11 protein-coding genes are annotated in these 15,840 nt (G+C 29.3%); 1 reads left to right on the plus strand and 10 read right to left on the minus strand.

The window, feature by feature from the left end:
- Window positions 1-9 precede the first annotated feature (9 nt).
- Window positions 10-372 carry a hypothetical protein gene (locus tag AAHJ00_RS07300; RefSeq protein WP_342223973.1) on the minus strand — a complete coding sequence of 121 codons (363 nt, stop codon included), beginning with the start codon at window positions 370-372 and terminating at the stop codon, window positions 10-12.
- A gap of 340 nt (window positions 373-712) precedes the next feature.
- A complete protein-coding gene (locus tag AAHJ00_RS07305; RefSeq protein WP_342223974.1) occupies window positions 713-2,500 on the minus strand; it encodes a M3 family oligoendopeptidase in 1,788 nt (595 codons plus the stop codon).
- Window positions 2,501-2,615: 115 nt separating this feature from the next.
- Here AAHJ00_RS07305 and AAHJ00_RS07310 point away from each other — a divergent pair, with 115 nt between their 5' ends.
- Window positions 2,616-3,977 (plus strand): M17 family metallopeptidase, encoded by a 1,362-nt coding sequence (locus AAHJ00_RS07310; RefSeq protein WP_342223975.1) that lies wholly within the window; start codon window positions 2,616-2,618, stop codon window positions 3,975-3,977.
- Between the two features lie 75 nt (window positions 3,978-4,052).
- Here AAHJ00_RS07310 and tuf read toward each other — a convergent pair whose 3' ends face one another.
- The 8 genes from tuf to AAHJ00_RS07350 all read right to left on the minus strand — a co-directional run bounded on the left by tuf (window position 4,053) and on the right by AAHJ00_RS07350 (window position 15,470).
- The gene (gene tuf / locus AAHJ00_RS07315) at window positions 4,053-5,240 is read right to left on the minus strand and encodes an elongation factor Tu (RefSeq protein ID WP_342223976.1); all 1,188 of its coding nucleotides are present in this window, start codon (window positions 5,238-5,240) and stop codon (window positions 4,053-4,055) included.
- Window positions 5,241-5,347: 107 nt separating this feature from the next.
- Window positions 5,348-7,420 (minus strand): elongation factor G, encoded by a 2,073-nt coding sequence (fusA, locus tag AAHJ00_RS07320; RefSeq protein WP_342223977.1) that lies wholly within the window; start codon window positions 7,418-7,420, stop codon window positions 5,348-5,350.
- Between the two features lie 21 nt (window positions 7,421-7,441).
- Window positions 7,442-7,909, minus strand: coding sequence for a 30S ribosomal protein S7 (rpsG, locus tag AAHJ00_RS07325; RefSeq protein ID WP_342223978.1), 468 nt, complete (start codon window positions 7,907-7,909; stop codon window positions 7,442-7,444).
- 23 nt (window positions 7,910-7,932) lie between these two features.
- Window positions 7,933-8,352 (minus strand): 30S ribosomal protein S12, encoded by a 420-nt coding sequence (rpsL, locus tag AAHJ00_RS07330; protein ID WP_342223979.1) that lies wholly within the window; start codon window positions 8,350-8,352, stop codon window positions 7,933-7,935.
- Between the two features lie 170 nt (window positions 8,353-8,522).
- Complete coding sequence (locus AAHJ00_RS07335; protein ID WP_342223980.1) at window positions 8,523-11,912, minus strand: hypothetical protein; 3,390 nt, start codon at window positions 11,910-11,912, stop codon at window positions 8,523-8,525.
- Between the two features lie 184 nt (window positions 11,913-12,096).
- Window positions 12,097-12,624 (minus strand): L-threonylcarbamoyladenylate synthase, encoded by a 528-nt coding sequence (locus tag AAHJ00_RS07340; RefSeq protein ID WP_342223981.1) that lies wholly within the window; start codon window positions 12,622-12,624, stop codon window positions 12,097-12,099.
- Between the two features lie 12 nt (window positions 12,625-12,636).
- Window positions 12,637-13,839 carry a hypothetical protein gene (locus AAHJ00_RS07345; protein WP_342223982.1) on the minus strand — a complete coding sequence of 401 codons (1,203 nt, stop codon included), beginning with the start codon at window positions 13,837-13,839 and terminating at the stop codon, window positions 12,637-12,639.
- Window positions 13,840-14,519: 680 nt separating this feature from the next.
- A complete protein-coding gene (locus AAHJ00_RS07350; protein ID WP_342223478.1) occupies window positions 14,520-15,470 on the minus strand; it encodes an IS30 family transposase in 951 nt (316 codons plus the stop codon).
- Window positions 15,471-15,840: the final 370 nt, after the last annotated feature.

The raw sequence follows: 15,840 nt of genomic DNA on the forward strand, positions 1-15,840 counted from the left end.
ATAATAATTTTATTTATCTTTTAATTGTAAATACACAAGATTAAGACTCAACGCTGGCAAATAAATTAACAAACTTATGATTGAAGTTAAAAGTAATCCTGTTGTCTTTTTTACATAAAAATCGCCCTTAATTAATACCAAAAGAATAGTCATTACCAATGTTATATACATTAGAACTAGCACTGATAAAACAAAAAAGCGATATCGCAAATAATTTTTATATATCATTGTCAATAGCACCATTGTTAAAAAACTATAAAATGTTCAATTAATAATTGTACTAACTTCATAACCAGCATATTCACCAACTGCTGATTTTAATTTAAAAAAATTATAAAATGTTTCATTGCGATTAGAAATCGGGATTAGCAATAAAATATATAATAATAAATATATTGCTAGTTTTAAATAAAATATTTTTAAAAAAACTGGTTTTTGTATAAGTCTCTCCTGATTTTAGATTAAGCATTTAGAACTACCTCTCTATTTTTAATTACTTATATTTTTTAAACTTTCCTTAATAAATTCAAAAATTATCAACTCCTTAAAATATAAATATTTTTTTAACCTTATAATCACATTATTATATCTAAAATTAAACGATTTCCATTGAAACTATTTTCTAATAATGACATCATCACCCAATTTAAAAAATTCAGAAGTAAACTTCTGAATTTTAACAATACTCATATATTTATACTAAACTCGTATTTTAAATCTGTAATAATTTTTCCAATTCATCCAATAGTTGCTCTAAATGTTCCATTAATGGAACATAGGTTGCTTTTAGTGCTAAATCAATCCCAACATCTTGCAAAATTAACATTGGTTCTTTATGTCCTCCTGCTTTAAGAAAATTCAAAATGTTAGCTTTATTACCCTTTTCAAAATCATCATATAACTTAAACGAAGTTGTCACCGAAGTAGCATATTTATAAACATAATAAGGGGAATTAAAGAAATGCAAAATTCGTGATCAAGCATAAATGGCATCATCAGCAATTTCATCATAAACATCATAACCATACTCAATTGAAATATCTTTAAATAGTTTTGCTAAAATACTAGCATTAATTGGTTGCTCTTGTTCAACTAATTTATGAGCCTCCAATTCAAACTTAGCAAACTGAATTTGACGAAAGAAAGTAGCCATTAAATCATTAATTCTTGTTTCCAATAAATAAATTTGTTCATCTTTTTCTTTAGCTTGCGTATACAGATATTTAAATAAAAGATGCTCATTAAAAGTTGATGCCACTTCTGCTAAAATAATTGGATATTGTGCTAAATTAGGCGGTTGATATTTATTAGAAAATAATGTATGTACGGAATGACCTAATTCATGTGCTAAAGTAGCAACAGTTCGTAATGAATCATCTCAATTCATTAAAATAATTGGTTCAACACCTTTACCTGATGACGAATATGCCCCACTGCGTTTGTTAGTATCTTCAAAATAATCAATTCGCCCTGGTAATAAAGCGATATCTAACATCGTTAAATATTCTTCGCCCAATGGTTGAAAAGCTGCTTTTACCATTGCAATCCCTTGCATAACAGAATACTTATTATTTTCTGTTTTATTCATTAATAAATGACTATCAGTCGCATAAAACTTATCTAATTGAAAATATTTTTGTTTAATTTTAATAAAAAGACGATATAAATGAATATATTCTTTTCCAACTTCTAATAAAGTTAAATACATATCTGGCAATACTTTATCACCTAATAATGATGCTTGTAATGAACTTTCATAGTTTCTTAATTTAACTTCTTCAACACTAAATTGAATAATATCTTCATACACTTTAGCTAATGAATACTTCTTTGTAATTAAATGTTTGTTTAATAACATACTAGCTTCTCGTCTTAATTTTTGATCTTCTTTAGGGCGCGATAATTGTGCTATTGAAGTTGCCAATGATTCTGTTAACTCCTGTTTTTTACCATCATAATCAAGATATTGTTTTTCCTTATCGGCATATGCTAATAAATCATAAAGTTGATAACTAGTACTTCGCGTTTTAGCAACATTATTTAATAATTCCTCTTGTTCTTCTGTTAATAAATATTTTACTTTTTCAAAAAATGATCGAAAATCATATTCAAAATTTGCTAATTCAGAATCACTTGCTAACATTTGCATAATTTTTTCCGCACCAATTTGTTTTAATTCTGGCTCAACAAATGACATCTTAGTTTGAATTTTTAATGATTCATTCATCATTAAATTACTTAAATTAATAAACCGTTCATCAGTAGTATCTAAACTACCATAATGTAAATATTGGGAAAGTTTTGCACCTAAAATTTCTCCTGCTTCTGATAATAAAATATATTGCTTAAAATTTTCCTGTTGATGTAATTTTCCTTTTAAATTATACAATTTCCCATAATGATTAATATAGTTTTGTAATGTCTTCGTTCATTCATCATCGCTAGTAAATAAATAACTTAAATCTCATTGATATTTTTTATCAGCATTAATTCGTTTCATTAATTATATCCTCTTCCCTAATTAATCTATTTTATGATTATATCAATATATTACAGCATTTGTGCAATCAAAAGTGTTATAATTTATATAATTTTATTATAATAGGAGGAAAAATATGATTAACTTAATAAAAGAACCACAACAAAACATTGTAACTTTAAAAGCTATTTTTGAAGGCGAAGCAATTAAGGACGCCGTTGAAAAATCTGAAGGCATTACAACCTTAATCGACTCAGAAAAAATCCTTTTCGTTTACTTTAAAGAAAAGAAAATGACATTTTGTAAATTACAGCAATGAATGAAAAAATTTAGCAGTGCCAACACCCGCGAATTAAATATTGATGTTGCTAGTTTTACAACTAATAATTTTAATGAACAATTAGCATTACAAGCCATTAGTGAAGCCATTTTATATACCCAACATCAAGTAATATCTTATAAACAAGAAAAAAAGCAAGAAAAAGCAAACTATCATCTAATTACTAATATTAGTGATAGCACCGAAATTTTTAACCTTGCTCAAATTAAACTAGATAGTGTTAATTTAACAAGAAACTTACAAGATACACCCCCAAACTTAATGTATCCAGAAATCTTTGCTCAAGATATTCAAAAAGTTTTTGAAGGCATTGATAATGTTAAAATTACCATTTTAGATAAAAAAGCAATTATTGAAAATAAAATGGGTCTTTTATTAGCTGTTGCTAATGGTAGCCACAATGACCCCCGAGTTGTTATAATTGAATACACAGGAAATACTAACAGTAAAGAAAAAATTGGTTTAGTTGGGAAAGGAATTACCTTTGATTCTGGTGGTTATTCATTAAAACCAGCAGCTTCAATGATTAATATGAAATTTGATATGTCGGGAGCCGCTATTGTTTGTTCAACATTGTTAGCCATTGCTAAAATCAAACCTCCAATTAATGTTGTTGCTGTTGCTTGCTTAACTGAAAATCGCATTGGGGGTCACGCAACACTAGTTGAAGCTGTAGCAACAGCAATGAACGGTAAAACCGTTGAAATCTTAAATACTGATGCTGAAGGACGATTAGTTTTAGCTGATGGTATTACTTATGCTATTAGAAATAACAATGCTACTAAAATTATTGATGTTGCTACTTTAACCGGAGCAATCGTGGTATCTCTAGGAAAGCACGCTACTGGTGTATTTAGTAATAATAACGATTTTTACAATCAATTTGAACAAGCAAGTAATTTAAGCAAAGAACGCATTTGAAGAATGCCAATCTACAAAGAAAACATTGAAGAAATGCAATGCTCACAAATAGCTGACTTAGCAAATATTGGAAAAATTCGTGATATGGGTTCATCACAAGCGGCTGCTTTCTTACAAGAATTTGTTGAAGATAAACCTTTCATTCACTTAGATATTGTTGGAACAGCTGATAACGATTCTCGTGGCAATGGGGTTATGGTTAAAACATTAGTTGAACTTTTAAGTAGAGTTAAATAGTAATAATTTGTAAAATTAAAAAGTTATCTATTTGAAATAGATAACTTTTTCTTTGTTTTTTATTTTTTAAAATTTTTATTCTAAAATCTTATTAATTATTCCTGAAGCTACGGTTTTACCACCTTCACGAATAGCAAATTGTGTTCCTTCTTCTAAAGCAACTTTAGTATTTAACTCAACAGTTATTTCAGTATTATCACCAGGCATCACAAAGTCAACACCAGCAGGTAAAGTAACTGTTCCAGTTACATCTGAAGAATGTAAGTAAAATTGTGGTTGATAATTACTTTTAGTTGCCGTATGACGACCACCTTCCGCTTTTGTTAATAAGTAAATTTCTGCCTGAAATTTATTATGAGGTGTAACTGTTCCTGGTTTACATAAAACTTGTCCTCTTCGTACGGCATCTTTTTCAACACCTCGTAATAAGATTCCAACATTATCACCAGCTCTAGCTTCATCCAGTGTTTTGTGACCAGTTTCAATACTTGTAGCAATACTTTTAATTACTTTATCACCAAACCCAACAATTTCTACGGCTTCACCAGGTTTTAATATTCCCCGATCAATAAGACCAGTAGCAACTGTTCCGCGACCAGGAACACTCACAACGCTTCCAACCGACATCATAAATGGCTTATCTAAATCTCGCTCTGGAGTTGAAATAAAGTCATCAACAGCTTTCATTAATTCAAGAATTTTTGCTTCTTGTTCTGGAACACCATTTAACGCTTTTAACGCTGAACCTTCAATAATTGGTGTATTGGCACCATCAAAACCATGTTTAGTTAATAATTCTCTAATATCATCTTCTGCTAAAATTAACATATCAGGATCATCAAGTAAATCAACTTTATTTAAATAAACAACTAATTTTTTAATCCCAACATTTTTAGCTAATAAAACATGCTCATTAGTTTGTGGCATTGCACCATCAGTTGCAGCAACAACTAAAATTGCTCCATCCATCTGTTTTGCACCAGTAATCATATTTTTTACATAATCAGCATGCCCTGGAGCATCAATATGTCCATAATGTCTTGCTTCAGTTTCATAATCAACATGGGCAATATTAATTGTAATCCCTCTTGCTTTCTCTTCTGGTGCAGCATCAATCTCATCATATTTTCTTGCTGTTGCTCCACCTTGTTTTGCTAATACTGAAGTAATCGCTGCTGTTAAAGTTGTTTTACCATGGTCAACATGACCAATTGTTCCAATATTAACATGCGGTTTATTTCTTGAAAATGCTGCTTTTGCCATTTCATTTCTCCCTTTCATTTTTATTACTACTTTTTTTAAAAAAGATATTTATATTTTATCTTAAATTTATCTTAAAATTCAAGTTGCTAACAATAAAATTATTGCTCTTATCTTATATTTTGGGCAACAATTTTTTCACTAACCGATTTTGGTGTTTCTTGATAGTGAGAAAACTGCATTGTATAACTTGCTCTCCCTTGTGTAAAGGATCTAAGATCAGTTGCATACCCAAACATTTCTGCTAATGGTACTTTAGCTTTAATAACTTGAATATTACCTCTTTGCTCACTGCCTTCAATCTGACCTCTTCTTGAAGAAAGATTTCCTATCACATCACCATAATATATTTCTGGTGCTACGACTTCAACAATCATAATTGGTTCTAAGAATACTGGTTGTGAATGCTTCTTAATTTCTTTTAAAGCCATTGAAGCTGCAATCTTAAATGCCATCTCAGATGAATCAACATCATGATATGACCCATCAAATAATGTTGCTTTAATATTAATTAATGGATATCCCGCTAAAACACCACCAGGTAAACTAGCTTCTAGTCCCGCTTTAACAGAACTAATATATTCGCGTGGAACTTTTCCACTAACAATCTTATCAATAAATTCAAATCCTTTATCTGGATTAGGTTCAAATTTAATTCATACATGGCCATATTGCCCACGACCACCTGATTGTTTAATATATTTACCTTCACAATCAGATGAAACTTTAATAGTTTCACGATATGATACTTGTGGATTTCCAACATTTACTTCAACTTTAAATTCTCGTTTCATGCGATCAACAATAATATCTAGATGTAATTCACCCATTCCGGCAACAATTGTTTGTGCGGTTTCATTATCAGTTCATGTTTTAAATGTTGGATCCTCTTCAGCAAGTTTTAATAACGCTAAACTCATTTTATCTTGATCAGCTTTAGTTTTTGGTTCTAATGCTAAAGAAATAACTGGTTCTGGAAAAATCATTGATTCTAAAACAATCGCATGCTTCTCATCACACAAAGTATCACCAGTAGTTGTATCTTTCAAACCAACAGCCGCTGCAATATCACCAGCATATACTTTTTGAACTTCTTCGCGGTTATTAGCATGCATTTTTAATAATCTTCCAATGCGTTGTTGTTTATCTTTAGTGGCATTCAAGATATAAGAACCTGAGTTTAATACCCCTGAATAAACACGAAAAAAAGTTAACTTTCCGACATAAGGGTCAGTCATAATTTTAAATGCTAAGGCAGCAAAAGGTTCATCATCAGATGCTTTTCTTTCTGCTTCTTCATCATTACGAAGCACCCCTTTAATGGCTGGAATATCTAATGGCGATGGTAAATAATCAACAACGGCATCTAATAATAACTTAATACCTTTATTTTTAAACGCTGATCCACAAACAACAGGAAAGAATTCAGCTGTTAAAGTAGCACTACGAATCGCTCGTTTAATTTGTTCAATACCAATCGCTTCGCCTTCTAAATATTGCATCGCTAACTCATCATCAAGTTTAGCAAGTGCTTCAATTAAACTACTGTGCTTTTCTTTAACTAGTTCTTGTAATTCATTAGGGATTGGAAATTCCTCTACTGTTTCATGAACATCATTTTGATTATAATGATATGCTTTCATTTCAATCAAATCAATAATACCATCAAAATTATCTTCACTACCAATTGGCAATTGAATTGGATGAGCATTACCTTGTAAACGATCATGAATTGTATTAATAGAATATAAGAAGTCGGCACCAATTTTATCCATTTTATTAATAAATACAATTCTTGGTACCTTGTAAGTATTTGCTTGCCTTCAAACTGTTTCTGTTTGTGGTTCCACACCTGACTGGGCATCTAAAACCACAATCGCACCATCTAATACTCGTAATGACCGCTCTACTTCAACAGTAAAATCAACATGCCCTGGAGTATCAATAATATTAACTCTGAATTCTCTTCAAACCGCTGTTGTTGCTGCTGAAGTAATCGTAATGCCGCGTTCTTGTTCTTGAGCCATTCAATCCATTTGCGAACCACCATCATGGGTTTCTCTAGCTCTACGAATTCTTTTAGTATGTACCAAAATTCTCTCAGTAACCGTAGTCTTACCAGCATCAATATGGGCTATAACTCCAATATTACGAGTTTTTTCTAAACTATATTCTCTTGGCATCCTCTATCTACTCCTCTTAAATTATCAACGAAAATGAGCAAAGGCTTTGTTCGCTTCTGCCATTTTTTCGGTTTCAACTTTTTTCTTAACAGCGCCACCTATACCATTTGATGCATCAATAATTTCTGCTGCTAACTTTTCTTCCATACATTTTCCATTACGACTATGTGAATAATTAATTAATCATCTAAGACCCAATGTCATTTTTCGCCCTTCATATACCTCAATAGGTACTTGATAATTAGCACCACCAATTCTTCTTACTTTCAACTCCAATTGTGGCGAAACATTATTTAATGCTTTATTAAAAATATCTAATGGATCATCATTTGTTTTTTCTTTAACAATATCAAAAGCTTGATAAAGAATTGTTTGAGCAATTCCTCTTTTACCATCAACCATAATTTTATTAATTGCTCTCGTAACCAACTTTGAATTATATATTGGATCTGGTAAAACATCTCTTTTTTCTGCTCTTCTTTTACGCATATAATAACTCCTTTCTTAAACTATTACTTTTTAGGTTTCTTTGTTCCATAAATTGAACGACTTTGTTTTCGTCCTTCAACACCAGCTGCATCTAAAGCACCACGAATAATACGATAACGAACTCCTGGCAAATCCTTCGTTCTTCCACCTTGAATAAGTACCACTGAATGTTCCTGCAAGTTATGTCCTTCACCACGAATGTATACTGTTACTTCTTGACCATTACTTAGTCGCACACGAGTAATCTTCCTTAAAGCCGAGTTAGGTTTTCTCGGCGTTATTGTAATAACTTTTAGACATATTCCTCTCATTTGGGGAGAATAAATAATAATTAATTTCTTTTTCTCTTTTAATGAGTTTAATCCTATTTGTAATGCCGGTGTTTTTGAGGCCTTAATCTTTCTTTTTCTTTTTATACGAACCAATTGATTAACTGTTGCCATAATTAATACTCCTTTCATTCTTTCATAGTGTTATTATTTTATACACACGATACCGTGCGTATCTAAATAAAGTCCTTTATAATAATAACTAATTTATTGTAAAAATGCAACATATCCCCAAAATAAAATCTAGAACTTATATATAATTAAGTTCTAGAATATTAGAATAACTAACCGCCTTGATAACAAATAGGGCAACTATCATTAGTAAATGTATAATTTGGATATTGCGAATGATAATGTTCTGCAACTGCTGATGAATCAAATTGTTGATTAACAACAGATTTGTTATATGTTTCTTGCTTTGGTAAGTTAATATTTAATGTTGGTTGTTGTTCATAATAATTAGATTTTGTTTGATATTTTGCTTGTACATATCCTTGCGGATAAAAAACTGTTTCTTGTATTCCTGTATTAGCTTGGCGTTGCATTGTTTGGCCAAAAATTCCATAAGAACGACTTTCTTGATTTTTCTTTTTGTCCTGTTTTGGTTTCTTGTCTTGTTCTTCAATCGAATTATATTCATACACCGGACTTTCTAACTCATCTGGTTTTCCTGGAAAATTAGCAAATAAAAAATTTTGTGTTTCTTGCTGATTAATTTCAATAGTTTTTCCCGTCATTGGTGAATGATAATAAATTTTATTAGGAACAATCATTGTATCAACAACATCGTCTTGATTAAATAGATTTCTTGAATCATTTAAAACTATATTTACATCAAGATTTGCATTTTGATGACTTTCATTAGCAAATAATTGCTTCTCAGAACCATATTCCCCATTACCATTTTGAACACTATTACTCATCAATGGTTGTTTAACATAGTTATACTGCAAATCACCTCTTGGAGCAACATATGAACACTGCGGTTGCTCAACTTGTAAATCTTCATTATTAACATCCATTTCCTTGCTATCATAAGACTGTAATTGCGAATCAACCTTTTGTTGACCTAATGCCACATTATTCTTTGAATCTAACATTTGTGAGTGAACTTGCGGATATTGCTGTTCTTGATAATATTCATTAGCAAATAATTGCTTCCCAGAACCATATTCCCCATTACCATTTTGAACACTATTACTCATCAATGGTTGTTTAACATAGTTATACTGCAAATCACCTCTTGGAGCAACATATGAACACTGCGGTTGCTCAACTTGTAAATCTTCATTATTAACATCCATTTCCTTGCTATCATAAGACTGTAATTGCGAATCAACCTTTTGTTGACCTAATGCCACATTATTCTTTGAATCTAACATTTGTGAGTGAACTTGCGGATATTGCTGTTCTTGATAATATTCATTAGCAAATAATTGCTTCCCAGAACCATATTCCCCATTACCATTTTGAACACTATTACTCATCAATGGTTGTTTAACATAGTTATACTGCAAATCACCTCTTGGAGCAACATATGAACACTGCGGTTGCTCAACTTGTAAATCTTCATTATTAACATCCATTTCCTTGCTATCATAAGACTGTAATTGCGAATCAACCTTTTGTTGACCTAATGCCACATTATTCTTTGAATCTAACATTTGTGAGTGAACTTGCGGATATTGCTGTTCTTGATAATATTCATTAGCAAATAATTGCTTCCCAGAACCATATTCCCCATTACCATTTTGAACACTATTACTCATCAATGGTTGTTTAACATAGTTATACTGCAAATCACCTCTTGGAGCAACATATGAACACTGCGGTTGCTCAACTTGTAAATCTTCATTATTAACATCCATTTCCTTGCTATCATAAGACTGTAATTGCGAATCAACCTTTTGTTGACCTAATGCCACATTATTCTTTGAATCTAACATTTGTGAGTGAACTTGCGGATATTGCTGTTCTTGATAATATTCATTAGCAAATAATTGCTTCCCAGAACCATATTCCCCATTACCATTTTGAACACTATTACTCATCAATGGTTGTTTAACATAGTTATACTGCAAATCACCTCTTGGAGCAACATATGAACACTGCGGTTGCTCAACTTGTAAATCTTCATTATTAACATCCATTTCCTTGCTATCATAAGACTGTAATTGCGAATCAACCTTTTGTTGACCTAATGCCACATTATTCTTTGAATCTAACATTTGTGAGTGAACTTGCGGATATTGCTGTTCTTGATAATATTCATTAGCAAATAATTGCTTCCCAGAACCATATTCCCCATTACCATTTTGAACACTATTACTCATCAATGGTTGTTTAACATAGTTATACTGCAAATCACCTCTTGGAGCAACATATGAACACTGCGGTTGCTCAACTTGTAAATCTTCATTATTAACATCCATTTCCTTGCTATCATAAGACTGTAATTGCGAATCAACCTTTTGTTGACCTAATGCCACATTATTCTTTGAATCTAACATTTGTGAGTGAACTTGCGGATATTGCTGTTCTTGATAATATTCATTAGCAAATAATTGCTTCCCAGAACCATATTCCCCATTACCATTTTGAACACTATTACTCATCAATGGTTGTTTAACATAGTTATACTGCAAATCACCTCTTGGAGCAACATATGAACACTGCGGTTGCTCAACTTGTAAATCTTCATTATTAACATCCATTTCCTTGCTATCATAAGACTGTAATTGCGAATCAACCTTTTGTTGACCTAATGCCACATTATTCTTTGAATCTAAATTAGTATTTGAATCTAACTGTTGTTGTTCATTGCTAACAACTACTCGCTCCGCAGTAACCTGTGAATTAAACAACATCTTATCTGTTGCTATTTCTTCATAAACCGGTTCTTTAATTATTTTAGGAATCTCATAACCATCATCTTCATTCTCTTTTAATAACATTGGATTTAAAATATCTGGTAAAGATTCCTCTGATTTTACCAACAACCTATTGTTATCAATATCATCAATTTCATACTCTTTATCATTAAAAAACTCTGAATGTAACTGTTCTTTTTCTAAAGACAATGTGTTATTTCTTTTAATATTTGCAATTCCTTCATTTGTAATATCTAAAGACTTTTCGTTGCTAATTTTTCTAGCAACATCAGTAAGGATATTATTAATTTGATATTCTTTGCGGTTAATTTTATGGTTAATAGAATTTTTAATTAATGATAAGAAAGAATTTTGTAAAAATATTAATCCCATTGCTAAAACCGCTAAAACAAATGAAAATCATCATATTCCTGTAAAAATAATCATTAAAATTAAAACAGTAAAAATAATTCCTGTTAAAGCAAAATTTGTATAAAATAGTCTAATTGCCACTTTATGATTTTTACGATGACGAATTTGTGATACTACTATTGTTAGTAAGATAAAAAATAGTGCCATTAAAATTCCAAAAAATACATAAATTATAAGATTACTCATTAAATTATTTTTTAATTTAATTAATGCAAAAGAAAAATTTTCTTTACCAAATCTTAAAAATAATTTTTCTAAAAAAATTTCATTAGTAATAAAATTAAAAATAACCGGCATTGATAATACTAATAAAAATACTCCTAAAAGAGTAGCTAAAAATATCATTACTGCCCCCGCAATCATTAATGTCATTGCTTTTCGCTCCTTAATATACATTGCTTAAATTTAAGAAATAAACTATTATTTTCCTTTTATCTTATTAAATTATACACCATTTTATAAAAAAATTATTGAATAACTTCAACAAAATAAAGAGTTTTTGCCAGTAATTAAATTAATAATAAAAAATAATTAATACAATAATACCTAATATAAATTAGGAACGAATAATAACAATCTCACTACCTGTGGCATCAATAATTGTTGAAGCCTTTTGGTCAATAATACCCCCATCAACAATAAAATCAACTTCAAGTTTATTCTCATTAACAGTTATAATTGGATTTTCATTATGAATATTAGCGCTAGTGGCAAATAGTGGTCCTGTTTGATAAACAATATCTTGTAATCACCGATAATTGGTAATTCTAATCGCTATCGTTTCTGTGACATCAACTTTTTGTTTAACAATAATTGTTATTTTCCCCTGAGGATACGATTCATACAACTGTTCAACTTGCGAAGTAATAACCCCAATATCTTTTGCCATTGCGATATCACTAACAATAACTGCTAATGGTTTATTTTTATCTCTTAATTTTAAATGCGAAATTCTTTTAGCGGCAAATTGAGAAGAATAAATTCCCACTAAACCATATACTGTATCGGTAGGAACAATACCAACTTGTTCGTTTAATAAATTATGAATAACAAGATTTTTTTGTTCTAATGATAATATTTGCATAAACTAATAAAACTATCTCAACGCCGTTTCTTGCAAATACTTTTTAATATCATTATTCATAATAGTTATTCCTTCATTAAGACTTTTCTTAAAAGCAGAACGATTAGTACTATAAAACTTATTTACATTATTAGCATAAGAATTAAATCATTTACGAGCTAAATCAGAAATAAATTTACTATCTAATTTATATAAAATAGCATCTTTTAAATATCCAAAAAGCGGTTCGTGTTCTAACGCCACAGGATAGATTAAAAGCATTATCTGATCAATCTCAAGATCAAAACCATGGTCATAACGATTATAAAAAATATTAATTAACTTCGCAACGCGAGCATTACTTTGTGCCATATTAATACGATGCAATTCCTGAACTAAAATAAAATCCTTTTCATATTCATTTTTAATTTGCTGTGTAAATCCCATTGTTGCTGGTGTAATATTTGGTAACGGATTTACAACTCCCAAACTACTAAATTCTTCATTTTCTTTTATTAATGGTTTAATATTATTATCTTGTAATAAATTTTCTTTAGCATAAAAATCATCGCTTTTAATATTCATTGTTGCACTTAAACTACCATTATAACTCGGATTTACATAACCAGCATAAGCATTATTAATATTAGGTATATATTCATATTCCGTTTTTGGTTCTTTATTATATTTCATATTTTGTAAATTAGAATTTAAACTAAACGCTGTTAAATCATCAAAACTATTTTCTAACAGCAAGTTATATTTTAATAATGAATTATAATTCATTGCAAACTCAACAATAGCAATAATTTTAGCAAGGATTATTACTCCTCCGATAATTCAAATTGAACGACTATTTAACCACGAAATACTTAAGCCACTGTTACCACCATCCATATACATTGCTAATGTTATTTGTGAATAAAAAGATAACATTAAAGATATTGCCATTGATAATGATAATAAAAAAATTCAAGCAATAAGATACTTACTTTGTTTAGTTTTATAATTTTTAAAATTTAAAAATAAAGCAACAGCAATAGTTATTAAACTAATAAGTAGCGATAATAATGGTAACAAAAGAATTTTTGTTGAAGATAACAGTAAAGAATCTTTAAAAACATCACGCCACACAACAACTTCACTACTTAGGTAATTAGCAATAATAAAATATACAAGGTTTCATACTAATATTACATTAGCGATTAAATAAAGCCATTTTTCTTTTCTAATCATATTATCTCTACCTCACACTAGAAACTAATTCTACTTTATTAGATGCTTTTCTTTCGCATTCTAATAATTTTTTTATATTTGTAATTATATCACACAACAATTGCATTAAATATTAAGATTGGAATAAAGGGCGCCTTTAGTTTTCTAAGGTATTGCTTTGAAGAAGTAAAACAATCAGCTAATTATACTATTTAATTACTAAACTAACCCGACCTTTCTTGTTATTGTCATTTTATTCGTTATGATTTTATCATATTAGACTTGGTACATAACTATAACATTTTGCACCTACCAAACTATAAAATTCATTTTCGTCTTTATATTTATCTAATATTTGTACTTCACCTAGAAAATAATATTATCAAAATAGTAGATAAAATTGAGGGTTATGTACCAAGTCTAATATATATCCTTCCTTATATGCAATTTCCTAGTTAGCTAACATAGTTAACTATCTAAGAAATCTATGTTATCTCTCTTATGTTAACTAAGTGTTCTGTTTGCTAACTAGACTAGGCGCGAGAAATGCTCGAAATTACCAAAAAGCATTATTTTGGCACACCTAAAAAATGTTCTCATATTTACAACACAATTTTTAGATAGAATTTAGTTTTTTGTTCGAACAAGTTAATAAAGTTAGTTTAATTTTATTAATTGCCAAATTGTAAAGTTAAGTGCAACTAAATTATTTTTCTAACCAAATATTCGATTGGTGAAAGATAATTTAGTATTTTTCTTGGTCTTTGGTTTAAAGACAATATAAATTTATGAACTGCATTTTTAGTAGTATTTGAAAAATTAAATTTTTTAGGAAATTTTTCTCTAATTAAACCATTAGTATTTTCATTAGTACCTCTTTGTCAAGGCGAATACGCATTAGCAAAATAAATTTTCACATTTAAATTTTTTTCAAGTTGTTGTCAATTAGAAAATTCTTTACCCCTATCAAATGTTATAGTCTTAACAAGATTATTTGGAAGAATTGATAAATAATGGCTAATGTTTTCGTTAACAACTTTAGTAGTTCTATTTTCAACTAACATTGCTAAAGTAAATCTTGATGTTCTTTCAACTAAAGTTATTAAACATGATTTACTTTTACCTCGTGATGATACTACAGTATCACCTTCTCAATGACCAACAGTTATACGATTATTAACATTAATATTTCGTTCTTTAATTGATTTACCATTAAATTTACCGCGATTTTCTTGAGATTTTCGTTTCTTACCTTTTCTTCTTAAATTTTTATTAGTAACTTTTTCAAGTAATCCAGAATAAATTCAATTGTAAATTGTTTTAAAACTAATAATTCATTCTTTATGAAAATTTTTAATTCTGCCATAAATTTGTTCAGGCGATCAACCTAATAGTAATTTTTGTTGTACATATTTTACTAATTCTCTATTTTTAAACTTATGAAAATAAACATGTGATTGTTTTCTGTTTTCTGCTTTATTTTGTGCAATTAATGAAAAATAATGATTACTATCTTTATTTCTATTGACTTCTCGAATAATAGTACTAATACTTCGATTAAGATTTTTAGCTATTTCACTAATTTTTACTTTAAACTTCAATTGATTCTCAATATAAATTCTTTCATATATGCCAAGATGTTTGTAACCCATATAAAAACTCCTTGCTTTGTTTTTTCTAAAATAAACTTAGCATCATGAAATTTTTATATGAGATTTTTTGCAATTTTATTTACTTGCACTTACAAGTATAATTCAGCAATTAAAATACTTACCTCCTTTAAAAAATTATTGTTAAGAGGAGTATTCTTACTGGTTTAAAATGGTTACCTTACACATAATATAGACCAATCTCCAATATTTATACGAAGTGCATATTTTGTTTTACAAAAGAACAAAAAAGACGATAATTATCGTCTTTTCCTATTTTTCTGCCTCTTTGTTATACGCCCTCATCTTTATATTTATCTAATATTTGTGCTTCATCTAGAAAATAATATTATCAAAATAGTAGATAAAATTA

It is taken from the genome of Spiroplasma endosymbiont of Asaphidion curtum, from assembly GCF_964031085.1.
Lineage (GTDB): Bacteria > Bacillota_I > Bacilli_A > Mycoplasmatales > Nriv7 > Nriv7.